Origin of the sequence: Mesobacillus jeotgali, from assembly GCF_002874535.1 — a bacterium.
Classification (GTDB): domain Bacteria; phylum Bacillota; class Bacilli; order Bacillales; family Cytobacillaceae; genus Mesobacillus; species Mesobacillus jeotgali.
This window is the reverse complement of the sequence record NZ_CP025025.1, coordinates 2,392,233-2,417,392: the sequence shown is the minus strand read 5'-3', so window position 1 is coordinate 2,417,392 and position 25,160 is coordinate 2,392,233. Positions and strand designations below refer to the sequence as shown.

Genomic DNA, 25,160 nt, shown 5'->3' with positions numbered 1-25,160 from the left:
ACGGAATTTCTCCGTCTATTTAGTCTTTTTTCAGCGCAATTTACTTATTAAGCGGAATTTTTCCGACTATTTATCCCATCGGGTATTTCTTTGAAAACTCCCTATCTAAAATTGACAGTGTAATTCCATCATAAAAGTTTGAATTATATAATTCGGAAGTTAAAAAGCATGATGAACTAATTGCTAATCACCACTTCTTTTCTCTACATTACTTGTACTGTTATGTATAATTTCGCACTTCCAAAGAGACCCCTTTAGCATTAAGTGGGGGATTCTTTTTTTAAAATAATAAAACCTCGTCAAGATTGAAAAATCCGGTAAGTTAAACTATGATAAAGATATTCAGAAAATTTAGAAATGTAGAAGGGATGATACGATGAGTAAAGTTATTCCACAAAACTGGTGGGAGCAGCTATCTGTTCCTGCAATAGCTGCTCCAATGTTCCTTGTTTCAGGTCCTGATTTGGTTAGTTCCTGCTGCAAAAACGGAGTGATTGGATCATTTCCAGCTCCAAACGCCCGGCCAATTGAAGTTCTAGATGAATGGATGGGCAGGTTGAATGACGAATTAGCAGAAGCAAAAAAACAAGAGCCAGAACGGAAAATCGCACCATGGGCTATGAATATGGTGGTACATAGTACTTACAGCAGGCTTGAGGAAGAGCTTGCCTTAATAAAAAAGCATCAACCTCAGCTTGTTATCACGTCACTCGGGAGTCCTAAGAAAGTGGTAGACATTGTTCATGAATATGGTGGCCTTGTTTTCTCAGATGTCAGTGATGTGAAATTTGCCAAGAAAGCTGCACAGACAGGAGTAGACGGTCTTATTTTAGTCGCTAACGGAGCAGGAGGCCATGCCGGGGAACTGAATGGCTTTGCTTTCGTAGATTCTGTACGGACCTTTTGGGATGGAATCATTGTTCTGGCAGGATCAATCACCACCGGAAAAGCCGTACTTGCTGCACAGGCTGCAGGAGCAGACCTTGCATACATGGGGACAAGATTCATTGTGGCAAAGGAAAGTATGGCGAATGATGAGTACAGACAAATGGTAGTAGATGCAACTCAAGAAGACCTTATTCTCACCGATGCTTTTTCTGGTGTCAAAGCGAATATGCTAAAGCCAAGCATCGTCAGGGCAGGACTGGACCCTGAAACCCTCCAGAAAAAAGATAATGTTAATTTTGATTCGATGCAGAGAGAGACGAATGCCAAGGCTTGGAAAGATATTTGGTCAGCAGGGCAGGGAGTTGGAGCTATTAAGGATATACAATCTGCATCGGAGATTATTAGCCAGTTAGAAACTGAATACCATGATGCTTTAAGTAATTTAAATGAGAAAGCAAGCAAACTCAAGACTTTTATTATGGAATAATACTAAACCCACCGATCATGCAATTGTTCGGTGGGTTTTTTTAATAATTCCAGTGAAAAATGGTGATCTTTTGAGTAATTCAAAAATTTATAATTAAAGAACCTTATTTGGGATAATAAAGGGATATTTAAACCCTAATCGTATATATATAATTGGGTGTGACTGAATCTTAAACAAGTTTAATCGATTAATGGATAGAAGTGTGTTATGATAAAGGGTATATTTTGAATATGTGAATTCATTGTTTGTTTCCCTTGAATTCGGAGGAGACTGATACAATGCGCAAAAAAATCCAGGACTTGATCTCTACTGTTAAAGAAAATGGTGCCCATATTTTTTACTCATTCGAAAACGAAGAGAAATATGTTGATAACCTAATAGTCTATGTTACAGCGGCAATTGGACTCGGCAACCACGTGATGATCATAGAAAATGACCGGATTATGCCTGAACTCCAGAAGAGAATCAAAGCTGAGTTTGATAAGGAACAACAGGAAATGATTCACACAATCAATAATTATGAATTTTACTGCTATCGCGGCAACTTTAATAAGAATACTATTCTTAGTTATTTAGATAACATGCTTTCACCTTTTTTGGAAAATAATATTCCTATTCAGACTTGGGCTCATGTTGAATGGAGAGATCAAGAACAAATCTACCAGAATCTTGGCGATTACGAAAAAGAAGCAGACGCAATGCTTCAGGCCACAAATTTAATCACAATTTGTGGTTATGATGCCAATAGGGTACCTGAATCTTTAAAAGAGCTATTGTTGGATTCCCATGACTATTACATGACAGATGATAACATTGTACGTATTGATCGGAAAAGCATTATTTGATAATAAGGAACCTGCCGACTGAATGGCAGGTTTTTTGATTATCCAGGAAATTATAAAATTATTTCGATGTGGATGATAACTATTTTGAGTTTTCTTAATCCAGCTGCAGCAGATAGCTCCTCGAGACGCTTGTCAAGCTTCGGCTCCTAACTCCTCGAGACGTTTCGGTCCTGCCAATGAAGTCAAAGAGCGACTTCACTGTCAGGCCCTCCAACGCTTGTCGGAGTTGAGCAGTCGCCTCCGCATTTCGGCTTGTCTAGCTGCGGATCCTAACTCCTCGAGACGTTTGTCTAGTGTCGCCTCCTAGAACCTCCGAAACTTCAACTCCGCCGGCAGAAGCAAAAAGCGCTTCTTTGTCGGAGTCTCCAGTTGCTGTGTTTCTGGGCAGTCGGCTATACATTTCAATTTCGGTCCTGCCAATGAAGTAAAAGAGTGACTTCACTGTCAGGCACTCCAGCGCTTGTCGGGGCTGAACAAGGCGCTTGCGCTTTTTATTCTTTAAACAGATTGTCGTTGAATTAAGGTAAATGGAAGGGCGATCTTCTCTGCATTTGTACTATCACCAGACCGCTTAATAAATGAGTTAAAGGCATATGAACCTAATTGTTTAGTGGGGATGTCAATTGTTGTTATTCCCATAATTTCAGATATCGGATGGTTATCAAAACTCAAAATGGCTACATCTTCAGGGACAGCAAATCCTTGTTTTACACTTTCGGTAATAATTCCGGCTGCTACTTGATCATTTCCCACTAGAAAGGCTGTAGGTTTTTCTTTCATTTTCGAAAAATGATTCACAACTCTTTTCCCATCCTGAATCATTAAACACTTACCAATAATCCATTCCTTTTGTACCTTCTGACCAATCATCTTCATTTTTTCCTCGTATGCCTTCTGGCGTTTTTGGCTATTTGTTCCTTCAAGTCTCCCAAGACAAATGGCAATTCGCTTATGACCTTTTGATATTAAAAATTCCAACCCCAGGTTGAAAGCGGCAACATGTTTAATTGATATAGATGGAAAATCATCTTGATCAGAGTCTTCGCATAACACAATTGGCCCCGCGCTTTTATACTTCAAAAGTGAATCAAATGGAATTGCACGTGAAGCAAATATAACACCATCTATAAGATGGCCTCGAAGTTGTTCTAACGCTTCGAATTCTTTTTCTTGATGATAACCTGTCTGGAAGAGAACCAGCTGGGTATTATGCTTCATTGCTTCTTCAGCAATTCCTTCCAGGAGTTCTGAAAAATAAGGGTGATTGATCGTAGGCAGTACGACTCCTACCATATTTGTCTTTCCCCGGGATAAATGAACAGCATTAATATTAGGGCTGTAATCCAGTTCTCTTATGGTTTTCAGAACTGCTTCCCGTTTATCTGGGCTTACATATGGATGATGATTCAACACCCGTGACACAGTGGAAACCGACACGCCTGCCATTCGGGCAATTTCTCTGATATTAGCCATTTAAAAACCTCACAAAGTTTATTCTTGACCTGAAACGCGTTCCATAAATTATTGTATATGCAAACATATTTTAAAGGAGCTGTCATTATGGTTGCAGGAATTCTTATGTTAGCAGGTTTATGCTTATTTGAAATTATTTTAGCAAAAATCGCATTGGGAAACGCGGAAATTGAGAAATTTAATTTCGAGGAGTTTTTTGATGGGAAAGATTGAATGTTAAAAGGAAAAAACGAACATTCGTCATTCACTCTATAATGCATAGTGCATACCAAACGAATTGTAGAATTCAGCATCACAGCGTGTGGAAAGTGTTAAAATAAGAAGAAGGTTGTAATCTGGAAAGTGAGAAGAAATTTGAAACTTTTTCCCAGGTCTTCCGTAAATATTTACGTCAATAAGAAAGAGGTGAAATAAATGGGCAAAACAAAAAAGGTGATCGCGAGTATTTCTGCTACGGCTTTGATGATGGGGCTCGCTGGCTGCAATAACAACCCACAGGCCATTCCGGACAGGGATTGGGAACCGGATGTATCTGGCGATGAAGAGCAGGATTGGAAATCTGAGCAGGACCAGGATATCCCTCCCGTACCAGAAGGGACCGATTGTACAGACTGGGAATGGGACAACGAAGACGGTGTCTGGGAATGTGATGATAATAACTCTCCATATTTTGGGCATTACTTTTTCGCTGGTATGTTCTTTGCGAACCGATCATTACTCTATAAGAGCAATGACTATATGAAGTATAAGAACAGTTCATCATTCAAAGGAGCAAGACTGGACAGCAATTATAAAAATACTTCGCCAAAGGGCAGTTCAGGATTCGGCAGCGGGTCAAGAAGCACTACTGGCGGTTAAGGGAGATAAACAAAGATGAATTTATATTTGAATTTTGCCGCTTATTTAGGACTTGGATTGCTTTTGCTTACGGCAGGTGTCGGCTTATTCGTGCTGGCTACTCCAAAAATTAAGGAGTTTGAACTGATTGGCAAAAGAAATATAACAGCAGCACTTTCGCTTGGAGGGAAAATGCTGGGACTTGCAATCGTGCTGGGAGCAGCAGCAGAATATTCGCTATCCCTTCTTGATATGGCTATCTGGGGATCCATTGGTATTTTTACGCAGATCATTGTATTCTTTGTCGCTGAGGTTGTTACGGTCAGATATAATCTCCAAAAAGCGATTGAAGAAGATAACCGTTCTGTGGGTGTCATTCTCTTCTCACTTTCCCTTTCTGTTGGCTGGATTGTTGCAAAAAGCCTTTCTTATTAGGAGGAGAAAACATCCATGAAAAAACTAACTTACTTTGTTCATGATGGAAAAGATAACTATGAACCATTATACGAATATACGATCCCGAATGTTGGAATAGATGAGTTTTATGCCCGCCAGCTTTGCACTTATTTCATTATTAAAGGAAGCCAGTATGAATTGATATCCAATGAGATGGCTGGGGATGAGGAAATACTCGTTCTTGAGGACAGGGGCAGGAACAATAATGTCCTTGGCGAGACAAGTTACCGGGGGATGGGGATCCACGTGGAATTCCGACGATTCAAGGAAAGTGAGAATTACAAGTTGCTAACTGCCGTTCCTTGTCGGACACACCTTGATGTAATCCGCTATCTCTTAAAGGATATTATTGATGTTCCTGGTTTCGGGCAAATGGCTGTTACCTCCACTGAAGTGGATGAAGATCGGGGAGTTTACGTCCTGTATCTTAAATCCATTGGTGAAAACGACATGGAATAGGAGGCATTCCATGAATAACTACAAAGCAAATAGAGAAGGTTTTTATAGTGGAATAAAGAACTTCTGGCCTGATTTGTATGGAGAAGAATATGCTCTATATGATATATCCACCATTGATCAGGGAGAAGTAGAAGCAATCAGGCTTTGTACTAATAGAATCGGCAGAATATTTTTTAAAGTTACTGAGCTCTTGAGAAATGTTCAACTGGATACCTTGAGTGAACTGGGGTATCCCGTTGAAACCCTCGATTTTATAAGGCTCAAGACATTAAATGATGAAAGTGTAATCGCAAGGCTGGACCTGATTAAAACAGAAAATACATACAAGTGCATTGAGATCAATTCTGATACTCCAACCTTCGTTAAGGAATTATTTAGCGTAAATGGTTCTGTAGCTACTCAATTTGGCTTCAGGAATCCAAATGAAGGAATGGAGGATCAACTGGCCAGAGCTGTCCGGATTGCTGTCGCTGCATCTGCAAAATGGCTGGACGAAATTGAACCATATGTTGTTTTCACTGCACATGAAGACAATATCGAAGACCGAAATACAGTTATATATTTGCAAGAATTATATGGCCTCCCTTCCAGGTTCATTGCATTAGATAAACTAAGGATCATACCAGGGACTGGACTATATGATGAAACAGGACGCAAGATTGACATCCTCTATCGGCAAACTTTTCCAATAGAAAGCCTCATAATGGATGAAGACGAATCTGGAAATAAAATCGGTATGTGGCTGCTTGAACTTGTAAAAACAAAGAAATTGGCAATGATCAATCCTCCGTCTGCCTTCTTATTGCAGAATAAGGCTGTGCAGGCGGTAATATGGGGATTACATGAAGATAATGATCCATTTTTCACCGCCGAAGAGCATGACTGGGTCAACGAATATTTCCTGCCTACCTATTTGGAAGCGGAGCCGTTTTTAACGAAGCAGCTTCCTTTTGTCAAAAAGCCTATCTTCGGGAGAGAAGGAGACACAGTCGAGATATACAGTTCCACTGGTGAATTGATAATGGAAGAGAAACATAAAAATTACCACGATGTTTCATCTATTTTTCAGCAGTATATCGAACTGCCCACTGTTACATACAATTCAGAAAAAGGTAAGCAAAAAGGACATGTTTTGACGGGGAGTTTTCTTGTTAACGGAAAATCATCGGCGCTCGGTTACCGTGTCGGAGGACAAATAACAAACAACCTTTCTTGCTTTTTACCAGTGGGGTTGTCTTAAGAGAAAGGAGGTCAATTCATGTGGATTTTACAAAAGTTGTTTACAAAACTGATGAAAGTCAGTCTTTTGAAGATCACCTTGATCGTTCTTGGAGTGATCCTATTAAGCAGCTTGATTATCAAGACACTTGAACCGGAAACTTTTCCAAGATACCTTGATGCAGTTTGGTGGACAATGACCACGGTCGTGACGGTTGGTTACGGTGATTACTCACCCAGCAGTGATATAGGCAGAATTTTCACGATGGTACTGCTATATACAGTCGGAATTGGGGCAATGGGTATTATCATCGGCAAAATTTTTGATAGTTTGACTTTGTATAAAAAAATGAAGGAGGAAGGGAAGTTGGCGTATAAAGGAAAGGACCATTATATTCTGATCGGCTCCTCAAAAGATAAACTTAGTAATGTTGTTGAGGAAATCCTGAACTCCAATAAAAAGTGCGATATAGTCATTGTCGATCATAGCAATGAGTCGCCAGTGCAGCATGACCGAGTACACTTTGTCAGCGGAAACCCTGCTGAAGAAGAAATTCTAATTCAGGCTAATATCCTTGAGTCCAAATCAGTAGCGGTCTTTACAGATGATCGAATTGAGTTTCCTGAATACGCTGATGGGAAAACTTTGCTTATAGCATCAAGGGTAGAACATATCTCGAAACAATCAAAAAGAAATATATATACGATTGCCGAAATCATGAAAGAAAAGCATATTGCTTTGTTCGAGCATGCGAACATTGATGAATTTATTTTATCCAATGAATCAGTATCTAAACTCATGGCTCAGGCAGCGATCTTTCCTGGTTCGAGCAAATTGTTCAAACAACTGCTCAGCAATATGGAAGGAGAAAACCTCTATAAAATCGAAAAGAAGCCGCATTGGACTACTTACAAGCAAGCGGCCATGGAGCTTTTTGATCTGGGGGCAACACTCATATCAGATGGACACGCGCTTGATATTGCCAGGAAACATAATGAACAAATCCCTGAGGGTACAGAGATGTTTGTCATATGTGATGAGGCAACCTATAAAAAGTTATGCAGCTAAACCTTCGTCAAAAATATTCTTCTCTTTTGGTTTAAAATATTTTTAGACGGATATAATAATCACGCAAGGTTAAATTGCAATTTTTTTAATCGCTAGGAGGCAACAATTGTGGAACGTGGTAAAGTAAAATGGTTTAACAGCGAAAAAGGCTTTGGATTCATCGAACGTGAAGGCGGGGAAGATGTATTTGTACACTTCTCAGCAATCCAGGGCGAAGGTTACAAATCTTTAGATGAAGGACAAGAAGTTACATTTGATGTTGAACAAGGCCAGCGTGGCCCTCAAGCGACAAACGTACAGAAAGTCTAACTAAGGATATCTAAAACAGGCTCAGATTTGCTGGGTCTGTTTTTTTGATTTGTCTTTTTCGTAAACATTGTTACTTTTAAGGAGTGAAATTCACAAAAAAAGAACACATCCTTGATGTGCCGAATTAAAATCCAAAAAAGGAACTGATCATATTTCGTTTTCTGAATTTCCTTAAGGAAGAAATAGGTGTTAAAGAGGGTTGATTTTCCTCCTTGGCTAATTGTTCCTGCTGCGCTGCGGCTTCCTCCATGCTTGTAATCACTTCTTTCAGCCTTGTTACCTCAGTTTGCAGTTCCTCAATTTCCCTGCGATGCTGAAGGATTTGATAAGATACAACTTCATCAGCCTTTCGGTTAAGTCTGTTTTCGAAATCCTCCATCCGCTTCATTAGCTTATCCATTGCCATATCTGGTTTAACTGAAGGAATTGTTGCTTTTCTATGCTTTCTTCCTTTAACTTTTAAATCCTGCAATAAAACTCCTTTATTAAGCTGTTCTTTTATGTCTTTTAAGATCTCGATACTTTCCTCGGAAAATTGATAATGTCCTAACTCCGTCCGCTCCATTTGAAGGTTTGCCTGCTTCACCCAGCGTTGAATTGTGCTCGGTGAAACGCCGAGCAGCTTTGCTACTGCGCTAGTATTCATCATATCCCCTCCTTGTTTTAATAAAATTTCGCTTTTTTATTTGGATTTCCTTTGTCTCTGACAAAACTAGTTGACTTTCGGCAAAGAAAGTGAAGAAACACCACCATACACACTTTTAGGTAAAACTGCCAAGACTTTAATATAAAAATCAGTCGAGATATGTTATTTTTTATCAAGTTATCCACTTTTTTAAGAAAATTACAAACCTTCCATGGTAAAGGATGGTAATATTAGAGTAGCGATTTGGAGGGTTAATATTTATGAAAAAGAAATCTATAATCAAAAAAATTGTGATAGCAGGACTTCTCATTTCCTTGTTTTATGTAGGATACCTTCAATACAAAATACTCCAGTACGCTAACATGGATGTGCCGAAGAATGCTGATTATATGATAATACTAGGAGCGCGGGTCAAAGGAACAGTTCCTTCGTTGGCTCTACAATACCGTATTGACCATGCAGCACATTATCTAAAGGAAAATCCCGATACTATTGCGATCGCCTCCGGAGGTAAAGGACCAGGGGAAGACATATCTGAAGCCGAATGTATTAAAAGGGAACTGATGCAACATGGGATCGAAGAATCAAGAATAATCCTCGAAGACAAGTCTACTGACACGTACGAAAATATTGGATTTTCTAAAAAAATAATTCCTGAAAAGGCTGAGATTGGCTTAGTGGTGACGAATGACTTCCATATCTTCCGTGCCAAGATGATCGCAGACGATGAAGAACTGAAGATTAATGGTTTGGCTGCAAAGACGCCAATACAAGCAGTGTTGAAATCCTATATAAGAGAATACCTGGCACTGACAAAGTATTTCATGATCAATGCGTTCAGGTAGAAATAAAGCATTAAAGAAAATGAGGTGAATAGATGAACGCACCAGGGATTGTTTTGAATCTAGTGGCATGGGGGGCTATTTTCATTCTGGCAAGACGTATCTATAGTAAGCAGGATTTAAAACCAATAAAATGGAAACTGGCAATTGTTATTTTCGTGGGTCTATTCTCTTTTTCTATTAACCTGCCATATATAGACCAACAGATAAAATTAGCCATCCTTCCGCTTGGTGTATGGATTTTATATGGAATCTATTCACGTAAAGAAGAGGGCATAAGCTGGGATAAGTATCGGAAATATGCCTGGTTAGGTTTCTTCGCCAATTATATATTTTTAGCAGTGTCGCTCATTCTTCCTCTAGTGAATTCAGTCATTTATTCTAGCAGCGAGATATCAACCTATCTTTCTGATATCAACAAAGGAAAGATAATTCAAACGCATCCCTCGGCTGGCCGTAATATATTGGACAAGGATTCTCTTATTGTTCAGTTGGACAGTTTCAAGGAAGAATCAGTATATAGTGAAAAATGGTATTACGAAGCCTTTGAGTCTGCTGGTGAACTTTCAAAAGCTGAAGAAAGATTTCCATATCAGCTTATAGGAATTAAGGCAAAATGGGGGAGCGGTATCGAGCCTATGATTTTTATTGAACAAGATGGTAAAGGAATATTAATCTCAACTGGCCAAAAGCAAGTATATTTTCGTGCCGAAAAATCTTTGCTGAAGAAGGGGGAGTAACTTAATGCGCAAAAAGGTGCTTGTGCCTATTTTACTTATCCTGATTCTGATTTCTGCCGGATTTTTATATTGGTATTATCTAGCTCCTCCAGCAGCCTTTCCAGATAAGGCGGAAATAAAGGCGATTTTGAATGATCCATATAACAGAGTGGGAATTGCGGAAATACAGGACACGATTTTTCTTGATGATAAGCATGTGTATATTCCTTTCGTTACAGAAGAAGAAGGCCATGGTATAAGCTTTTGGGAGTGGGAGAAGCATGAGTGGCAATTATCAAGCTTTTCTACCGGAAGCATGCCGCAGATCTGGAAGATTGATGCTGATGACCCTTCTTCTCATTATATTATGTGGAATTTTCATCCGGAGAATAATTTGGATTATTTGACGTTATATTTAATTAAAGAAAGAGGGTTTTCCGTCAGTGAAGGGAGGCAACATTATGATCCCGGTATACAAATGGGTTTCAGGGCAGAGGCTGGGGAGAAGTCATATGGGTATATTTCAATTCCTTCAGATTGGCAAAAGTTTTTGGAAGCAGAAAATAAACTTATGGCAGCAATGAAACCTGAATCTTTTTTTGCTGACTTTTTTCCGCCGGCTCAATATTACTTTGGCTGGCAGTCAACATCAACTGACGGTAACACTGAGTATCCCTCTTACCCAAACACTAATGGTTTTGGAAGTGGTGGTTCATCGACAGAGCATCTAAGATTTTTAAATGAAAATGAAATTTTTATAAGGTAATATGCTTGTGATAATTAAATGAAACAAAACTATTGATTCTTATCCAGGAGCTTGTTAATGAAACTTTTTCACGGAAATATTCGTATTAATAAGGGAACTTGTGAAAAAGAGCAGAACTGATGGAAAATCATTCATCAGATTCTATCTGATGTAAGAAGGGTAAATAGGTAAAAAAATGTGATAAAGGAGAAACAACTAATGAAAGTTAAGCACTTGATGAAAATCTCTGTTTTATTTAGCCTGTTTGTTTTCGCTTTGGGTATTTATACTGTTCCTGCATTTGCTTCCAATGATAATGACGAGGATGTCATAAATGAGAAGTATGGCCCACCAATTGTGGTTTATGGAGAAGCACTGTCAGAGAAGCAAAAAGGTGAAGTTAGAAATTTACTAGGGATAAAAGACCCTTCAAAAGTTAAGGAAATTGTCGTTACAGGAAAAGATCTCGTAACCTATATCGACGGCGATGAGCATTCAAATATGTATTCATCTGCCAAGATTACCAGGAAGGATACCGGCGAAGGACTGGTGATCAACCAGGTCACTCCGGAGAATATTACTGAAGTAACCGACGAAATGTATGCCAACGCACTGTTGACTGCAGGAATAGAGGACGCTATTGTGGATGTCGCTTCACCTGTCAAGGTAACTGGCCACTCTGCATTAGTGGGAATCTATAAGGCATATGATGAGGGTGATGGAACGGCCCTGGATAAGGATCGAACAGAGGTTGCGAACCAGGAATTGAACCTGGCAACGAAACTTGCAAAAAAAGAGGGGCTTGATCAGGATAAGGTGAGTGAGCTCCTGACAGAAATCAAAAAAGAGATTGCTGCTCAAAACCCAGCAACAAAAGAAGATATCGAGAAAATAATCGATGAAAAGTTAAAGTCCCTTGAAATACAGCTTAGCCCTGAAGACAGACAGCTACTTGTTGACTTGTTCAATAAAATGCGTGATTTGAACATCAATTTTGACAATGTGAAAACTCAGTTAGAAAACCTTTCTACTGATATCCAGAAGAGAATCGAGGAAGCGGTTGGAGATAAAGGCTTCCTGGAATCAGTCTCGAACTTCTTTAAGGAATTAATTGAAAGCATAAAGAGTATCTTTTCATAAAACAGAGGATTTTTCCTCTGTTTTTTTGAAATAGTATAAGATAGCGAGGAAACTTAATATGATTATCCGACAAGCCGAAGAACGAGATACAGATAATTTTGCACAACTCATACAAGAAGTTGAAAGAACAACGAAATTCATGTTGTATGGACCTGGTGAAAGGAAATTCAATCCTGAGGCTCAAAGAAAAATGATTCAGGCTCTTAGGGCTGAGGAAAACTCAAATATTTTCCTGGCAGAAGCTGAAAGTGGACTGGCAGGCTATTTAATTGCAAAAGGAGGAAGTACAAATCGTACTAGGCATACAGCTTATCTTGTTATTGGAATAAAGGAAGGTTTTCGCGGCTCCGGAATTGGCACAAGACTTTTTGAAGAGCTTTTAAGCTGGGGGAATGAAGTTGGGATTCACAGATTGGAATTAACGGTGATGACAGAGAATCGGGCAGGTGTCTCATTGTACAAGAAGATGGGCTTTGAATTAGAAGGTACCAAGAAGGATTCATTGCTTGTCGATGGTGAATATAAAGATGAATTTTATATGTCCAGAATACTATAAAATTAATCAGGCTAAAAACACTCGGAATTACGAGCTTTTTTAGCCTGTTTTTTACAGCTTAAATTGCTTTGCCTAGCTGAGAGTCCTTAGCATTTCACCGATTCATGAATGTTGCTGAGCTTCCCATTCTTCCCTTAATAAGCCCATTTTTATTGAATCATAGTATTTTCCATTATAGAGTCGACATTTCCTAATTCGAGCTTCTTCTACCATTCCCAGTTTTTTACCGACGGTAAGCATCCTGGAATTGCCGGACCAGGTTGTAAAGCCGATCCTCGGAATCGGGAAAGTTTCAAATAGGTGGGCGATCCATATTTTTAATGCCTCTGTCCCATACCCGCCATTCCAATATTCTGGCAAATAAATAACAATCCCAATTTCCAGCCATTGTGAAGATTCGTGTTCCCAGTAATATGTCACCATTCCGATAATTTCATCGTCTACTTTAATTAGGTACTTTCTGTCATAGCCCTGATGGATGAGGTTCGTCATTTGTTCTTTAAACTTGTCAAGGCTTTCTCGCCTTAGAGGATAGTATGGTGCATCCCATTTTTTCCATTCAGGATGTTCGTCGTTGTGGATGAGGCCCCACCATGTGTCCAAATCCTTTTCTTTAACTTTGCACAAAATAATCTGTTCACCTGATAATATATCTGGTGTTTGCATGTATACGTACCTCCTTAATAGATATGAGGCTAGACGCTTATGCTTAACTAATTCTCTTTCATTCTAGTATTTCCTGCGCCTAAACAAAAATACAAAAAATGTTCAAATCCACAGAAAAAGAGACGCTGCGGACAGCGTCTCTTAGTTGGTTGCTTCGTCATCTATAAATGCATTTTCATTAACTGCGAAGAAATTTAATCCAGCGGCGATTGCGAAAGCTCCTCCAAGTAATGCAAATGTAGTAATCATTATGTAATCGCTCCTGTCATTAATTGTTTTTGTTCTGTTACTACTTATATTCCCGCAGTTGAACCTATTAAACCAATTATTACGAAAAAATGACAAAATAGTAATAGATTTTATTTGTAAAAAAAACCACTCAAAAAATATAAGGTCTTATAGTTATTTATAAGACAACTCTTTTTATAAATAGCTAGGGGGAAGAGTGATGAAGTTATATAGCAGAAAGATGACGAAGGTTCTTGCGACGGATATTTTAAGTTGGAAGTATGAGCCGCCGTATGATTTATATAATAATGATGTCACCGATGATGCAATAAGTGAATTAATGAATGAGGGTTATATAGCCGTAGAGGACGAAAGCGGGGCATTAGTTGGGTTTTATTGCAGTGGGCATTCAGCCCAGGTTCCTGCTGGGAGAGGGGCAGGTGCATATATCGAACCAGCAATTGATGTAGGAGTTGGAATGCATCCTGAGTTAACTGGAAAGGGGAAAGGTTCTTTCTTTTTTTCTTTTATCTTAAATGAACTTGAACCTTTAAATGCTAATACAATTTTTAGGTTGACTGTCGCTAAGTTTAATAAGAGGGCAATGAAGTTATATGAAAACATGGGATTTAGAGTAGCGTTTGAATTCAAAACTGATAATAATGAATACCTTATCATGGTAAAGCGGTGAATAAATAATTCGTTATTGCTTTTGGGCAAGTGGGGACTTTTTAATAAAGTTGGCCATAAATAATTTGTATTTGTTAAATAATCCCTTTATAATGAAAAAGCTGTGTGAAATTTAGGTTTCACATTTAGCGATATATAGTATGAAGGGGAGAAGAAAGATGAAGAAGTTTTGGATTTTACTTTCAGCGATCACAATCGCAATCGGGTTGACTGCATGTTCAGCAGAAAAAGAAGAAGCACAACCTGAAAATAAAGAAACAGAGGAAGCTGAAAAACCTGCTGCAAACCCAAAGAGTGTTATGTATAAATTTTACATGAGCATCGTAAGGACAATTAATGATGCTGATGCGGATTTAAATGCATATGAGGGAGCAGAGGAGCCAACACCTGAAGAAAAGGCAGCTGCGAGTGAATCAGCAGCCGCTGTTGCAACCAAGGTAGAAGGACTTGAAGTGCCTGCAGATTTAAAGGATCAAAAAGCGGATCTTGAAACTGCTCTTAAAGATATTGCAGAATCGTATAAAATGAAATCAGAAGAGCTAAAGAAAGATGCTCCAGCTTTTGATGCTGCTGATGAAAAATTCACACAGGGTGAAGAAAAAATTGGCGCTGCATTTGAAAGCCTTGAAATGAATAAGCCTTCTCTTGCGAAAGAGTTGTAGTAAGAACTAAGAAAAGCTGTGCCATCTGGCACAGCTTTTTTTAGTTTCAGTCATTATTAGCAGAACCTTTTCTTTAGATGCGAAAACATACAGACTATAGAAACTGGCCTTTTATTCCTCTGTTTTATCAGTAGTTTGCTCAATTCCATTTTTCATGTTGAAATATGCATCCATCACAGCACGGCCAATTTTCTTGTTAGCACCGTGGTCAACACTGCCCTGGTAAGCCCACGGGACCATTACTGCCATAGCGATTTCAGGGTTTTCAGATGGTGCGTAACCAACAAGGCTCAGGTTCATTGTTTGTATCAGTGGGTCTCCTTTTTTTCTGAGAGGCCCATCATAAAAAGCTTCAGCCGTACCTGTCTTCCCAGCAGGCGAGTATGTTGCATTGCCAAAATAGCGATAAGCTGTACCACCTGATTCCTGCATTACCTTTTTAAAACCGATGTGCACTCGATTCATCCATTCTCCCTTCATGCCGATATCATTAAGTACTTTAGGAGGGTTGGATATATAAACTGGCCCAAGCTGTTCTCCATTCATGGCAGGTTCTCTAATCTCCTTCACGATTCTAGGCTGCATCCGATAGCCGCCATTTGCAATAGTGGAAATGTACTGTGCCAGCTGCATAGTTGAATAAGTATCGTATTGTCCAATGACCAAATCCAGCACTTTACCAATTGGCTTATTAGCGCCTTTAGCACCAGTTTGTTCGTTTGGCAAGTCTATCCCAGTACGGACTCCTAATCCAAATGAAGCGAATGAATTTCGAATCTTTTCCCAGACCTGAGGATCAAGATTAAGTGTATCATTATATCTGTAAACTCCGTCGCCAATTTTAATGGCAGTATGGAACATATATACGTTTGATGACAATTTAAGAGCGGTTATATCATTTGGCTTGCCTAAATAGCTATATGACTTTTTTAAAGGTGTATCTTTGAATTGCAAACCGCGATCATCAAAAGACTGGCCAGGATTGATGGCACCTGTTTTATATCCTGTCAAAACAGTGGCGCCTTTTACGACAGAGCCCACATTAAAAGTATTGAGAATATTTCCTAGAGCATCATCTTCTAAATAATACTCCTTCGTTTTCTGATCCCTGACTATTCTTTTTCCTGCCATTGTTAAGACTTCGCCGGTTTTTGGATCCATTAAAACCACATATGCCCTGTCAAGTAAACCTGAGCCTGGAGATCTTTTGGCAGCCCATAATTCCTTCTCAATTATTTCCTCGACAGCAAGCTGAAGATCCAAATCAATACTTAGGACAAGATCTTTTCCGCGCTGTCCTTCTGAAACCAATTCCTTTTCCAGAAGTTCGCCGGCTTTATCGGTCACATTCACTATTTTTTCTTTTTTACCCTGAAGTACATCCTCATATTCCAGTTCGAGATTGCTTTTCCCAACACGGTCATTACGTGTGTAGCCCCGGGACATGAAATAATCAAGTCTTTCAGCAGGAAGACCTTCACTGCTTGTTGTAATTCTTCCTAGTACAGGTTTGAATGCGTCTTCATATTTATATTCGCGGTCCCAGTCTGTTGTAGCATTAACACCAGGAAGCAGTGACAGATTTTCATTGACTAGCGCATATTCTTCCTGTGTGACACCTTCATTTTTGATGATTTGCGGCACGAATTTATAGCCGCTGTTCATGATGCTGAAAATCGCAAGCTCTTCAATATCCTGCTCAGTTAGTTGACTAAGGTGGTTTTTTGTAACTCTCTCAAGCTGTAGTTTATATAAATCTTTGTTTTTCAGCTTTTTATTTCTGAAAAGCTCCATTTCTTTATCTTTTATAAGTTTCTTTGCTTCTTCTGGATGCTTGATCATCCAGAAATCCTTCATATCTCTTTCTCGGACTTTATCTGTATCTTTATCAATGATTTTGGCTAACTTCGCAGCTACTTGGAGCATTTCCTTCTGGGAAGCACCTTCATTCGTATATGTAATAGCATTCAGTGGTTTGTTGTCGACGATAACCTTATGGTTTCTGTCCAGCATTTTTCCTCGCGGGACGGGGTTATTGACTGTCACATCCTCCTTGCGATTAATTTCGCGTTTATAGTCTTCACCATGGACGATTTGGACAATGCCGAGGCGAAGTACCAGCAATGAAAAGAGGATAAAGACTGAAAAGAATAGAATATTGACCCTTATTGGTGTTGTATTCTTTTTTTTAGGCAAGTAGCTCACATCCTATGAAAATATATTTATATAAAAACCATCTATTACCATAAGTGTACGTAAAGTTTAACTACAATGTAAAGGTTTTCCTGTAAAATAAAAGGAATCCTTGCTTGGCGAGGATTCCTTTTATAATCATATGGCTTCTTCAGGTATTATAATACTACTATCCGTACTGGGAATTTTGCGTTTTTCTATATTGATTTCATCAGATGAGTAAATCATAACGATCATTTTTCCAGGATAAGTTTTAGCCCTGATTAAAATAGGCTGGTTGTATTTGTTCTTGAATGTGAAATCAGGTCCATACCAACTGACAGTTGCATCCCTGCCAGGTGGGACGTAGGGAACCTGCTTGCTGTGAGAATACCGCTCGAGTATCTTCATGCCAGAGCGATCAGCTGCATTAAAAAGTGTTGATGATACCTGGCATATACCTCCGCCAATTCCCTCTGATAATTCTCCTCTAACAATTATGGGTGCAGGCTGATAACCGCGTGAGGCGGTACGTTTGCCGACAGTTTTATTGAAGGAGAAGGTTTCCCCGGGAAAAACAACATGATTATTGATTGCTTCCGCAGCAAGGTTAATGTTATGGGTCCGTTCCTTGTTCCTACTATTGAAATATGTTATGTAATGGCCAATTAGATTTGTTCGTATATTGGCAATGATTTCGCTGTCTACCTTCGGATATACAGGTAAGGTCGGCACTTCTAATCGTGAATGATGTTTTTCAAAAAAACTTGCTGTGAATTTTCCCTTGAACTTTTTCTCATCAAGAATATATCCCACTTCTTCTGGTATGATGTTCCCGTATTCATCCAAACCTGCATTTGTAGGTTCCTTCTTAATTTGAAGAGTCATCTGTTTATTTAATGTTTCAAGCATTGTATGGTTTAGAATTGGATACCCAAACCATGGAATCGAAAAGTCTGATCGCTGAACTTCTACAATTGATTCACCATCCCAAACTAGATCTATTTCATCATGATTATCTGCTGTACTGCTAGAAAGAATAAGTCCAATTGCTAATAACCATTTCAACTTCTTCACCTCCCATTTTATTATGGATAAGCAGGTGGTGTTTAATGTATTTTGGATTAGTTGGTGTTTGTTGGAAAGGTTTTAGAGAAAACATGGCGAATAGTAAATATGCCTAGATATCGAGTCTAAATCATGATTGTTTGATGTAATACATCTTCAAAGTAACTTCAAAATTGGAGGGTAAAAAAGTATGAACCTGTATTTATCGTCATTGTCACTGGATGATGCGGAGCAATTGTTCGCGTTTGAGAAAGATAACAAAAATTTTTTCGAAAGGTTTGTCCCTCCAAGACCAGATTCGTATTTTAGATTTGAAGATTTTAGTGAAATCTTGGAGGAGTTATTGGAGGAACAGGGTGATAGGAGGTCTCTGTTTTATTTAATCAAAGACGGAAATGGACAAATCATCGGTAGAATGAACCTTGTCGATATTGATTGGGTAACTAAATCCGGCAAGATCGGTTATCGGGTAGGACAACAATTTACTGGCAAGGGAGCTGCTGTTAAAGGGCTGCAATTGCTTATTTCAGAGGCAAAGAAGATGAACCTGAAAGAATTACATGCGAAAACCACCAAAGATAATTTACCATCACAAAAAGTTTTAGATAGATGTCTTTTTCAAAAAGAAACAGAAGAAATATGCGATTTTATCTGCTATAAATTAGCACTCTAGCTACGCTAGGGTGTTTTTTTTTTGTCGAATTATTTTTCTCTCAAAGCCTTGTTATAGCATATACTATTTGTGTAAAATTACACTAAATAGATAATATAACCATTCCTTATATAGTTCACCATCATGAGTTAGGCATGGATTTCTTAATTTTTCTTAAGAAATTATTAAGAAAATATCCCCTATCTTTTTGGAAGTGGTTGGCATATAATTTAACTGTATTAATAATAATAGTACACTTAGTACAGATAGGGGGTCATTATGTTTGAGCTTGACCTGAGGAGCCGAAAACCAATATACGAGCAGCTGGTAGATAAGATGAAAGAGCTGATCATTAATGAAGTGCTCAAACCTGATGAACAATTGCCTTCTGTGCGTCAGATGGCACAGCAATTGACAATAAACCCGAATACAATCCAAAAGGCATATAGAGAGCTTGAGGTTCAGGGATTCATTTATTCATTAAAAGGCAAGGGGAGTTTTGTCAATGCGATGGAACCTGGCAAGGATGCAGATAAAATACTGCAGGTGAAGCAGGATCTGGAAAAACTGCTACAGGAAGCATTTTACCTGGGCATTACTGCGAAAGATTTACATGAGATGATTGGTAACCTTGATGGTTTGAAAGGGGGAAGCGGGCAAGATGATTCAAATGATCGATATAAATAAAACATTTGAAAAACACGAGGCAGTAAAAAATGTCAATATAACTATTAATAAAGGCTCAATATACGGTTTGATTGGATCGAATGGTGCAGGTAAAACTACCATCATTAAATTGCTTGCTGGAATTTATAAACAGGATTCTGGGAAGGTGCTTCTGGAAGGTTCAGCGGTCTTCGAAAACCAAGCCTTAAAAGAAAAGATATTTTATATATCCGACCAGCCATATTTCTTTCCTCAGTATACAGTCAAGCAGATGGCGAATTTCTATAAAAGCATTTACCCTTCATGGAATGAAGCAAGATTTATGAAATTAGCCGAGGTATTCGGCTTCAGCATGAACAAAAAATTACATACCTTTTCAAAAGGGATTCAAAGACAAGCAGCTTTCTGGCTCGCCTTATCGACGATGCCTGAGATATTGATTCTTGATGAACCCATGGATGGATTGGATCCGGTGGCTAGGAAAAAGGTTAAAAACCTATTGATACAGGATGTCGCAGACAGGGAAATGACGATTTTGATATCATCCCATAACTTGCGTGAAATTGAAGATATTTGCGACCATATTGGAATTGTACATCATGGGTCACTTCTTTTGGAAAAAGACCTTGATGACCTCAAATCTGATATACATAAGGTTCAAGTAGCTTATAAGGGAGAAACACCGAAGCACCTTGAAAATCAACTGGCAATGCTCCACTGCGAAAGAAGGGGAAGTGTCATGGTATGTATTATCAGGGGGAAAGAGGATGAGATCGAGAAGATTATCAATCAAACCGACCCTGTTATTTTTGATATCCTCCCATTGACCTTAGAGGAGATATTTATATATGAAATGGGGGATATCGGCTATGCAATCAAAAACATCATTGTTTAACAAAGAAATGGTACTCCAGGTTGGAAGAAACGTCGGCTGGATATCCGTCATTTACTTCCTGGCATTATTTTTCGCGATTCCATTAAGAATCATGATGATGTATTCCGGTGAGAACTACCGTGATTTCATGCCAGTGGAAAGATTATTTGATTTCAATTTTGGAATACAGTTCATCATGTTTATTACAGTGCCAGTTGTTATGGCAATCTTTCTTTATCGTTTTCTGCATGTGAAGCAGGCAGCAGATTTAATCCATAGTCTGCCATTGAAACGGCAGGATATATTCCACTTTTATACACTGACAGGGTTTGTATTTCTGATAATTCCAGTCATCCTGATTGCGATGGCTACTTCTTTAATTCACAGTGTGTATGACCTGAATTTATATTTCGAGATGGACGATATTTTCAGATGGACAGGAATCGTCGTGTTATTTAACGCTGTATTTTATCTGTCAGGAGTTTTTATAGCAATGGTCACAGGTATTTCGGTGGTCCAGGGCGTCTTGACATACATCATGCTACTGTTTCCGGCCGGGTTCACTCTGCTGGTTATCTATAATCTTGGACTTATGTTGTATGGCTTTCCTAGTGATTATTATCAGATTAGGAATATAGAATATCTTTCGCCTATTTCACATCTGACTGTTTTAGAGGGTCAGTCAATATCTGTGAAGGCAGTTCTCTTATATTCAGTCTTTGTATTGGTCTCATATGTCCTGTCCCTATTTATCTATAAAAAAAGGAATATTGAAGCAGCATCGGAAGCAATTGCTTTTAATGGTTTGAAAGTAGTTTTTAAATACGGAGCAGCTTTCTGCATGATGCTTCTAGGTGGCATGTATTTCGATGCAATGCAGAATAAATTTGCCTGGCTGATATTTGGATACACAGCTGGAGGGATCATCGGATACTTCGCTGCCGAAATGGTTCTTCAGAAAACATGGAGGGTCTTTGGAAAAGTAAAAGGCCTTGGATATTTTGCGGTTGCGATGGCGGTCTTGATCCTCATGACTCAAGCGTTCGCTCCATACGAAAATAAGGTGCCTGCTCTAGATGAGATTAAAAGTGTCACCTACGCGAATCATGTTTATATGGACGCGGATGATCGACTTGCTCCCAAACCACTATTCCAGCAAGAAAATATTGAGGCAGTCCGAAAGTTCCACGAGAGTATCATCAATAATGAAAAAAAGAATGAACAAGGAATGAAATCACAGGAATTTGCTCTCTTTATCTATGAATTGAAAAATGGAGATAAACTGGTACGCCAGTACACCATCGATCGATTTGATTACGAGCCCAAAATGAGAGAGATATTTGAATCTTTAGAGTATAAGCATGCACATCAGCCTATTTTTAAGATGAATACAGATGACATTACCTCTATTAGAATAAACAAACACATAACTGATAGCCAGTTGACAATTACCGATAAGGAAAAAATTAACCAGGCTATTGCAATCCTTAAAAAGGAAATTGAGCAAGAACCATTTACAATTGATTATTATACAGTAGGTAACACCTCATCGATTGAAATTATGTCAGGCATAAACGATTATGACCATATAGCATTAAAGCATTCATATAAAAGCTTCATCGCATGGCTGGAGGAAAACGACATGCTGAAAGAAGCAATTGTGACACCTGATGATATAGACTATATTGTCGTGACAAATGATTCAATAGAACAGGAACAATTCAAAGAGTATCCTGAAGAAGAAATAATTAATCGTATTATGAACGATAAAAACGCACTTAAACTGAGTGAACAAGACCAATTGCTCTCTTCGATCGAGAATGCAGGTTATGGCTGGTTTAATGAAGCCCCGTATACCGCAATTTTCGTATACAAAGCAGGTAATCACAAAGAGATTCGTACATTTAGCGATAAAGATGCACCAGCATTTATCAAGGAGTATTTTAAGTAAAAAACACTAGACAAAGATTGTAAGCAGTGAAGCTTGCAAATGTTAGTTATAGGGCAAGGGGGATGGATATGGCTAAGATTGATTTTGACGAGCTTTATAGAATCCACGGGAAAAAGCTTTGTCAAATTGCTTTCAGTATTACTAAAGATAGACATCTAGCAGAAGATGTAGTCCAGGAGACTTTCATAAAGGCATACAAAAAGGCAGATACCATCATAGATACACATAAAATCGGTTCATGGTTAGCAGCAATCGCGGCAAGGACTGCAATTGATTATTTGCGGGCAGAGAAAAGAAGAAAATGGCTTCCTTCTGACCAGAGCATTATGGAGCAAATTTTCAGTGATTATGATAACAACCAATCGCTAGAAAAGGAAGTCGAAATCATCCTATTTAAAGAAGAAATTCAACATATGCTGTTCTTGCTGACGAATGAGTACCAGCAAGTGTTGGTATTGAGGTTTCAATACGGATTAAAAGAAGATGAAATCGCCTGCAAATTGAATATTAAATCAGGGACAGTCAAAACACGTCTCCACAGAGCTCGAAAACAACTGAAAAAAGTTATGTCAGAGAAGTACCCAGCCTAATAGTTCTATTTGGGCGATTAACCAATCGCCTATTTTTTGGGCTTAATTAATGGTAAAAAATATATTTTATTCAAATATTTAGTAGAAGAGGTGCGTCAATGATATCAATCAACAATTTGAGCCACGATTTTGAAATCGGCAAAAAAGGTAGAAAAACGATAATTCCTGTGTTGAAGGATGTTTCTTTTAAGGTGAACCAAGGAGAAATTGTAACCATTGTGGGCAGAAGCGGTTCAGGAAAATCAACACTCCTCAACCTTGTCAGCGGATTTATAAGGCCGAAAGAAGGAGAAATCACGATCAATGGAATCAAAACATCTACTTTAAACGAAACAAAGTTTGCCGACTTCCGGATTCAGCATCTGGGATTCATTTTTCAAAGCTTTCAATTGATCCCTAGCATGACAGCCTATCAAAATGTAGAACTGCCTCTAATTTTAAAGGGGGTCAAAGAGGAAGAAAGGAAAATACGAACAAATGAAATCCTTGATATGGTGGGATTATCTGACTATCAGGATCACTATCCTGGCGAACTTTCAGGAGGTCAGCAGCAGAGGGTAAGCATCGCCCGTGCACTTATTGTCAATCCGCCAATCATTCTTGCGGATGAACCGACCGGCAGTCTTGACTCGGAAACAGAAGAAGATTTACTCAAATTCATCATTAAATTAAACAGAGAGCTTGGCATTACATTTTTAATCATTACTCATGATGACAAGGTTGCCCAAATCGGCCATCGTACCATTGAATTAAGAGATGGCAAAGTTGTTGAGGAGGTATTGGCAAATGAGGCTTAAAGATCAATTTCAATTCGTCAGGCAAAATATGAAAAAGAATCGGAGTCGGTTGTTCATGACCATACTAGCCACGGCTATGAGTGTGGCATTCCTGATTGTGCTTGCTTCTGTGGGGTTTGGTCTCCATAAATCCATTGTAAAAGAAACGCTGGAAAGAAGAATTGTGACTGAAATCGAGGTCCCTGGCAAAGAGGAGCCGAATAATGGTTTCAGACAGCTGACTAATGATGATATTTCATTCTTTGAAGGAATAGAGGATGTCAAAGCTGTGACAAGAAGGAAAAACCTGCAAAATTATAAGTTTGAAGTAGAAGAACACCAGACAAATGCCCAGGCAGTAGTTGCACATATGCCATCTGAAACAAAGGCAGGACTTGAACTGTCCGAAGGCAGGCTTCCTAAAGAGGAAACTGAAGTGGTTGTAGGTTATCATTTCTTCCAAGATCTCCACCCTAGTAAAGAGATAACAGAAGATCTTTACAATGAAAAGGGGCAGATAAAAGAAGAATTCCGCTATAAAGGCGAGTTGGTCGGCAAGAAAATCACCATGGAAGTTATCAAGTTCGAAGACGGTAAAGAGGTAAAAAAACCTTTGGAAGTAACTGTTGTCGGAATCCGCAAGAAACCAACAAAGGAATGGATTTATGACAATGTAGTATTTGTTTCCGAAGGAGTGCTAAAGCAGGTCGAGGAGTTCACAGGGACTCCACGCGGAATGATGAAAGATCCTAATAATCCGGACATGGAGCTCCCAACTATCCCTACTGACCAGTATGATCAAGTAAAAATTTACGCAAAAGATATGGAATCAGTTAAAGACATTTCTGCGCATTTAAAAGACAATAACTATCCCTCTTATTCTGTGATAAATGAGTTGAAGGATGTTAATATGATGTTCACCATCGTAAAGGCAGGATTAATTTTTATCGGAACAATTGCGATTATTATTGCATCGATAGGAATATATAATACAATGACCATGGCTGTGACAGAAAGGGCACCTGACATAGGAATCATGAAAGCGATTGGGGCAAATCCTAAGACAATCAAAAAGATTTTCCTTCTTGAAAGCAGTTATATCGGTCTGATTGGAGCAGCAATAGGAACACTAGTCGCTTATGCCATAAGTTTCATCGTGAATTTTGGACTGCCGCTGATCATTAAGCAGGCTTTCGGCGAAGAACCGCCAGAAGGTCTGATATTCAGCCACATTCCATATACCTTGCCAATCATCAGTTTTATCATCTGCTACCTGGTCACGATTCTGTCCGGACTGCGTCCTGCACAGCGAGCCACTAAAGTGGATGTACTCCAGGCAATGAGAAGGGAAGTATAAGAAGCGAAAAGGAATGATCGTGGTAAATCAAGTCACCAAAAAATCTATTGGTGCCCTGAAAATCAGGATTATGGAAAAATAGGTCACCAATGAAGCCTATTGGTGCCCTGAAAATCAGG

29 protein-coding genes are annotated in these 25,160 nt (G+C 38.9%); 23 read left to right on the top strand and 6 right to left on the bottom strand.

Annotated elements, in window-relative coordinates:
* Positions 1-376: 376 nt before the first annotated feature.
* Both CD004_RS12170 and CD004_RS12165 read left to right on the top strand, forming a co-directional pair.
* The gene (locus CD004_RS12170; protein WP_102263011.1) at positions 377-1,375 is read left to right on the top strand and encodes an NAD(P)H-dependent flavin oxidoreductase; all 999 of its coding nucleotides are present in this window, start codon (positions 377-379) and stop codon (positions 1,373-1,375) included.
* A gap of 278 nt (positions 1,376-1,653) precedes the next feature.
* Positions 1,654-2,220, top strand: coding sequence for an MEDS domain-containing protein (locus CD004_RS12165; protein ID WP_102263010.1), 567 nt, complete (start codon positions 1,654-1,656; stop codon positions 2,218-2,220).
* Positions 2,221-2,476: 256 nt separating this feature from the next.
* On the opposite strand, the gene CD004_RS12160 is transcribed toward CD004_RS12165, so the two are convergent.
* Together CD004_RS12160 and CD004_RS12155 are read right to left on the bottom strand one after the other, a co-directional pair.
* Positions 2,477-2,662 carry a hypothetical protein gene (locus CD004_RS12160; protein WP_102263009.1) on the bottom strand — a complete coding sequence of 62 codons (186 nt, stop codon included), beginning with the start codon at positions 2,660-2,662 and terminating at the stop codon, positions 2,477-2,479.
* Positions 2,663-2,718: 56 nt separating this feature from the next.
* The gene (locus CD004_RS12155; RefSeq protein WP_102263008.1) at positions 2,719-3,693 is read right to left on the bottom strand and encodes a LacI family DNA-binding transcriptional regulator; all 975 of its coding nucleotides are present in this window, start codon (positions 3,691-3,693) and stop codon (positions 2,719-2,721) included.
* Positions 3,694-3,780: 87 nt separating this feature from the next.
* Here CD004_RS12155 and CD004_RS24445 point away from each other — a divergent pair, with 87 nt between their 5' ends.
* The 7 genes from CD004_RS24445 (at position 3,781) to CD004_RS12125 (ending at position 8,041) form a co-directional block, all read left to right on the top strand.
* Complete coding sequence (locus CD004_RS24445; RefSeq protein ID WP_264190890.1) at positions 3,781-3,906, top strand: hypothetical protein; 126 nt, start codon at positions 3,781-3,783, stop codon at positions 3,904-3,906.
* Between the two features lie 201 nt (positions 3,907-4,107).
* Positions 4,108-4,551 carry an aminotransferase yhxA gene (locus CD004_RS12150; RefSeq protein WP_102263007.1) on the top strand — a complete coding sequence of 148 codons (444 nt, stop codon included), beginning with the start codon at positions 4,108-4,110 and terminating at the stop codon, positions 4,549-4,551.
* A 15-nt stretch (positions 4,552-4,566) separates the two neighbouring features.
* Complete coding sequence (locus CD004_RS12145) at positions 4,567-4,965, top strand: DUF350 domain-containing protein (protein WP_102263006.1); 399 nt, start codon at positions 4,567-4,569, stop codon at positions 4,963-4,965.
* 15 nt (positions 4,966-4,980) lie between these two features.
* Positions 4,981-5,445 carry an RNA helicase gene (locus CD004_RS12140; RefSeq protein WP_102263005.1) on the top strand — a complete coding sequence of 155 codons (465 nt, stop codon included), beginning with the start codon at positions 4,981-4,983 and terminating at the stop codon, positions 5,443-5,445.
* A 10-nt stretch (positions 5,446-5,455) separates the two neighbouring features.
* Positions 5,456-6,685, top strand: coding sequence for a glutathionylspermidine synthase family protein (locus CD004_RS12135; RefSeq protein ID WP_102263004.1), 1,230 nt, complete (start codon positions 5,456-5,458; stop codon positions 6,683-6,685).
* Between the two features lie 18 nt (positions 6,686-6,703).
* Positions 6,704-7,732 carry an ion channel gene (locus CD004_RS12130; RefSeq protein WP_102263003.1) on the top strand — a complete coding sequence of 343 codons (1,029 nt, stop codon included), beginning with the start codon at positions 6,704-6,706 and terminating at the stop codon, positions 7,730-7,732.
* 108 nt (positions 7,733-7,840) lie between these two features.
* Positions 7,841-8,041 carry a cold-shock protein gene (locus CD004_RS12125; RefSeq protein ID WP_101641882.1) on the top strand — a complete coding sequence of 67 codons (201 nt, stop codon included), beginning with the start codon at positions 7,841-7,843 and terminating at the stop codon, positions 8,039-8,041.
* A gap of 124 nt (positions 8,042-8,165) precedes the next feature.
* On the opposite strand, the gene CD004_RS12120 is transcribed toward CD004_RS12125, so the two are convergent.
* A complete protein-coding gene (locus CD004_RS12120) occupies positions 8,166-8,690 on the bottom strand; it encodes a MerR family transcriptional regulator (protein ID WP_233434859.1) in 525 nt (174 codons plus the stop codon).
* Positions 8,691-8,947: 257 nt separating this feature from the next.
* On the opposite strand from CD004_RS12120, the gene CD004_RS12115 reads away from it, so the two are divergent.
* The 5 genes from CD004_RS12115 to CD004_RS12095 all read left to right on the top strand — a co-directional run bounded on the left by CD004_RS12115 (position 8,948) and on the right by CD004_RS12095 (position 12,689).
* A complete protein-coding gene (locus CD004_RS12115; RefSeq protein ID WP_102263001.1) occupies positions 8,948-9,532 on the top strand; it encodes a YdcF family protein in 585 nt (194 codons plus the stop codon).
* Positions 9,533-9,564: 32 nt separating this feature from the next.
* On the top strand, positions 9,565-10,269 hold the full coding sequence (locus tag CD004_RS12110) for a hypothetical protein (RefSeq protein ID WP_102263000.1): 705 nt from the start codon (positions 9,565-9,567) through the stop codon (positions 10,267-10,269).
* A gap of 4 nt (positions 10,270-10,273) precedes the next feature.
* Positions 10,274-11,014, top strand: a complete 741-nt coding sequence (locus CD004_RS12105; RefSeq protein WP_102262999.1) for a hypothetical protein — start codon at positions 10,274-10,276, stop codon at positions 11,012-11,014.
* Positions 11,015-11,212: 198 nt separating this feature from the next.
* Positions 11,213-12,133: a DUF1002 domain-containing protein gene (locus CD004_RS12100; RefSeq protein WP_102262998.1), complete on the top strand. Its 921-nt coding sequence runs from the start codon at positions 11,213-11,215 to the stop codon at positions 12,131-12,133.
* 58 nt (positions 12,134-12,191) lie between these two features.
* Positions 12,192-12,689, top strand: coding sequence for a GNAT family N-acetyltransferase (locus CD004_RS12095; protein ID WP_102262997.1), 498 nt, complete (start codon positions 12,192-12,194; stop codon positions 12,687-12,689).
* Between the two features lie 102 nt (positions 12,690-12,791).
* Here CD004_RS12095 and CD004_RS12090 read toward each other — a convergent pair whose 3' ends face one another.
* Positions 12,792-13,355 (bottom strand): GNAT family N-acetyltransferase, encoded by a 564-nt coding sequence (locus CD004_RS12090; protein WP_102262996.1) that lies wholly within the window; start codon positions 13,353-13,355, stop codon positions 12,792-12,794.
* 448 nt (positions 13,356-13,803) lie between these two features.
* Between CD004_RS12090 and CD004_RS12085 the strand changes: the two genes are divergently transcribed.
* The gene (locus tag CD004_RS12085) at positions 13,804-14,274 is read left to right on the top strand and encodes a GNAT family N-acetyltransferase (RefSeq protein ID WP_102262995.1); all 471 of its coding nucleotides are present in this window, start codon (positions 13,804-13,806) and stop codon (positions 14,272-14,274) included.
* 157 nt (positions 14,275-14,431) lie between these two features.
* A complete protein-coding gene (locus CD004_RS12080; RefSeq protein WP_102262994.1) occupies positions 14,432-14,935 on the top strand; it encodes a hypothetical protein in 504 nt (167 codons plus the stop codon).
* A gap of 111 nt (positions 14,936-15,046) precedes the next feature.
* Here the strand turns inward: CD004_RS12080 and CD004_RS12075 are convergent, their stop codons facing one another.
* Together CD004_RS12075 and CD004_RS12070 are read right to left on the bottom strand one after the other, a co-directional pair.
* Positions 15,047-17,140: a peptidoglycan D,D-transpeptidase FtsI family protein gene (locus CD004_RS12075; protein WP_404809831.1), complete on the bottom strand. Its 2,094-nt coding sequence runs from the start codon at positions 17,138-17,140 to the stop codon at positions 15,047-15,049.
* A 126-nt stretch (positions 17,141-17,266) separates the two neighbouring features.
* On the bottom strand, positions 17,267-18,175 hold the full coding sequence (locus tag CD004_RS12070; RefSeq protein WP_233434858.1) for a VanW family protein: 909 nt from the start codon (positions 18,173-18,175) through the stop codon (positions 17,267-17,269).
* 190 nt (positions 18,176-18,365) lie between these two features.
* On the opposite strand from CD004_RS12070, the gene CD004_RS12065 reads away from it, so the two are divergent.
* The 7 genes from CD004_RS12065 (at position 18,366) to CD004_RS12035 (ending at position 25,041) form a co-directional block, all read left to right on the top strand.
* Positions 18,366-18,848 (top strand): GNAT family N-acetyltransferase, encoded by a 483-nt coding sequence (locus tag CD004_RS12065; protein ID WP_102262993.1) that lies wholly within the window; start codon positions 18,366-18,368, stop codon positions 18,846-18,848.
* A gap of 258 nt (positions 18,849-19,106) precedes the next feature.
* Positions 19,107-19,514 (top strand): GntR family transcriptional regulator, encoded by a 408-nt coding sequence (locus CD004_RS12060; protein ID WP_102262992.1) that lies wholly within the window; start codon positions 19,107-19,109, stop codon positions 19,512-19,514.
* Positions 19,489-20,388 carry an ABC transporter ATP-binding protein gene (locus CD004_RS12055; RefSeq protein WP_102262991.1) on the top strand — a complete coding sequence of 300 codons (900 nt, stop codon included), beginning with the start codon at positions 19,489-19,491 and terminating at the stop codon, positions 20,386-20,388. Before CD004_RS12060 ends, CD004_RS12055 begins: the two co-directional genes overlap by 26 nt.
* Complete coding sequence (locus CD004_RS12050; protein WP_102262990.1) at positions 20,363-22,318, top strand: DUF6449 domain-containing protein; 1,956 nt, start codon at positions 20,363-20,365, stop codon at positions 22,316-22,318. The genes CD004_RS12055 and CD004_RS12050 overlap by 26 nt, the downstream gene beginning before the upstream one ends.
* A 68-nt stretch (positions 22,319-22,386) precedes the next feature.
* A complete protein-coding gene (locus CD004_RS12045) occupies positions 22,387-22,908 on the top strand; it encodes an RNA polymerase sigma factor (protein WP_233434857.1) in 522 nt (173 codons plus the stop codon).
* Between the two features lie 98 nt (positions 22,909-23,006).
* Complete coding sequence (locus CD004_RS12040) at positions 23,007-23,705, top strand: ABC transporter ATP-binding protein (protein ID WP_102262989.1); 699 nt, start codon at positions 23,007-23,009, stop codon at positions 23,703-23,705.
* On the top strand, positions 23,695-25,041 hold the full coding sequence (locus tag CD004_RS12035) for an ABC transporter permease (RefSeq protein ID WP_102262988.1): 1,347 nt from the start codon (positions 23,695-23,697) through the stop codon (positions 25,039-25,041). Before CD004_RS12040 ends, CD004_RS12035 begins: the two co-directional genes overlap by 11 nt.
* Positions 25,042-25,160: the final 119 nt, after the last annotated feature.

Bases quoted from the DNA above. Each gene is read 5' to 3' on its own strand.
- CD004_RS12150 (WP_102263007.1), top strand. From the start codon at position 4,108: ATGGGCAAAACAAAAAAGGTGATCGCGAGTATTTCTGCTACGGCTTTG.
- CD004_RS12095 (WP_102262997.1), top strand. From the start codon at position 12,192: ATGATTATCCGACAAGCCGAAGAACGAGATACAGATAATTTTGCACAA.
- CD004_RS12085 (WP_102262995.1), top strand. From the start codon at position 13,804: ATGAAGTTATATAGCAGAAAGATGACGAAGGTTCTTGCGACGGATATT.
- CD004_RS12140 (WP_102263005.1), top strand. From the start codon at position 4,981: ATGAAAAAACTAACTTACTTTGTTCATGATGGAAAAGATAACTATGAA.
- CD004_RS12170 (WP_102263011.1), top strand. From the start codon at position 377: ATGAGTAAAGTTATTCCACAAAACTGGTGGGAGCAGCTATCTGTTCCT.
- CD004_RS12165 (WP_102263010.1), top strand. From the start codon at position 1,654: ATGCGCAAAAAAATCCAGGACTTGATCTCTACTGTTAAAGAAAATGGT.
- CD004_RS12110 (WP_102263000.1), top strand. From the start codon at position 9,565: ATGAACGCACCAGGGATTGTTTTGAATCTAGTGGCATGGGGGGCTATT.
- CD004_RS12090 (WP_102262996.1), bottom strand. From the start codon at position 13,355: ATGCAAACACCAGATATATTATCAGGTGAACAGATTATTTTGTGCAAA.
- CD004_RS12100 (WP_102262998.1), top strand. From the start codon at position 11,213: ATGAAAGTTAAGCACTTGATGAAAATCTCTGTTTTATTTAGCCTGTTT.
- CD004_RS12045 (WP_233434857.1), top strand. From the start codon at position 22,387: ATGGCTAAGATTGATTTTGACGAGCTTTATAGAATCCACGGGAAAAAG.
- CD004_RS12035 (WP_102262988.1), top strand. From the start codon at position 23,695: ATGAGGCTTAAAGATCAATTTCAATTCGTCAGGCAAAATATGAAAAAG.
- CD004_RS12145 (WP_102263006.1), top strand. From the start codon at position 4,567: ATGAATTTATATTTGAATTTTGCCGCTTATTTAGGACTTGGATTGCTT.
- CD004_RS12055 (WP_102262991.1), top strand. From the start codon at position 19,489: ATGATTCAAATGATCGATATAAATAAAACATTTGAAAAACACGAGGCA.
- CD004_RS24445 (WP_264190890.1), top strand. From the start codon at position 3,781: ATGGTTGCAGGAATTCTTATGTTAGCAGGTTTATGCTTATTTGAAATT.
- CD004_RS12065 (WP_102262993.1), top strand. From the start codon at position 18,366: ATGAACCTGTATTTATCGTCATTGTCACTGGATGATGCGGAGCAATTG.
- CD004_RS12040 (WP_102262989.1), top strand. From the start codon at position 23,007: ATGATATCAATCAACAATTTGAGCCACGATTTTGAAATCGGCAAAAAA.
- CD004_RS12080 (WP_102262994.1), top strand. From the start codon at position 14,432: ATGAAGAAGTTTTGGATTTTACTTTCAGCGATCACAATCGCAATCGGG.
- CD004_RS12130 (WP_102263003.1), top strand. From the start codon at position 6,704: ATGTGGATTTTACAAAAGTTGTTTACAAAACTGATGAAAGTCAGTCTT.
- CD004_RS12115 (WP_102263001.1), top strand. From the start codon at position 8,948: ATGAAAAAGAAATCTATAATCAAAAAAATTGTGATAGCAGGACTTCTC.
- CD004_RS12050 (WP_102262990.1), top strand. From the start codon at position 20,363: ATGCAATCAAAAACATCATTGTTTAACAAAGAAATGGTACTCCAGGTT.
- CD004_RS12155 (WP_102263008.1), bottom strand. From the start codon at position 3,693: ATGGCTAATATCAGAGAAATTGCCCGAATGGCAGGCGTGTCGGTTTCC.
- CD004_RS12120 (WP_233434859.1), bottom strand. From the start codon at position 8,690: ATGATGAATACTAGCGCAGTAGCAAAGCTGCTCGGCGTTTCACCGAGC.
- CD004_RS12135 (WP_102263004.1), top strand. From the start codon at position 5,456: ATGAATAACTACAAAGCAAATAGAGAAGGTTTTTATAGTGGAATAAAG.
- CD004_RS12060 (WP_102262992.1), top strand. From the start codon at position 19,107: ATGTTTGAGCTTGACCTGAGGAGCCGAAAACCAATATACGAGCAGCTG.
- CD004_RS12105 (WP_102262999.1), top strand. From the start codon at position 10,274: ATGCGCAAAAAGGTGCTTGTGCCTATTTTACTTATCCTGATTCTGATT.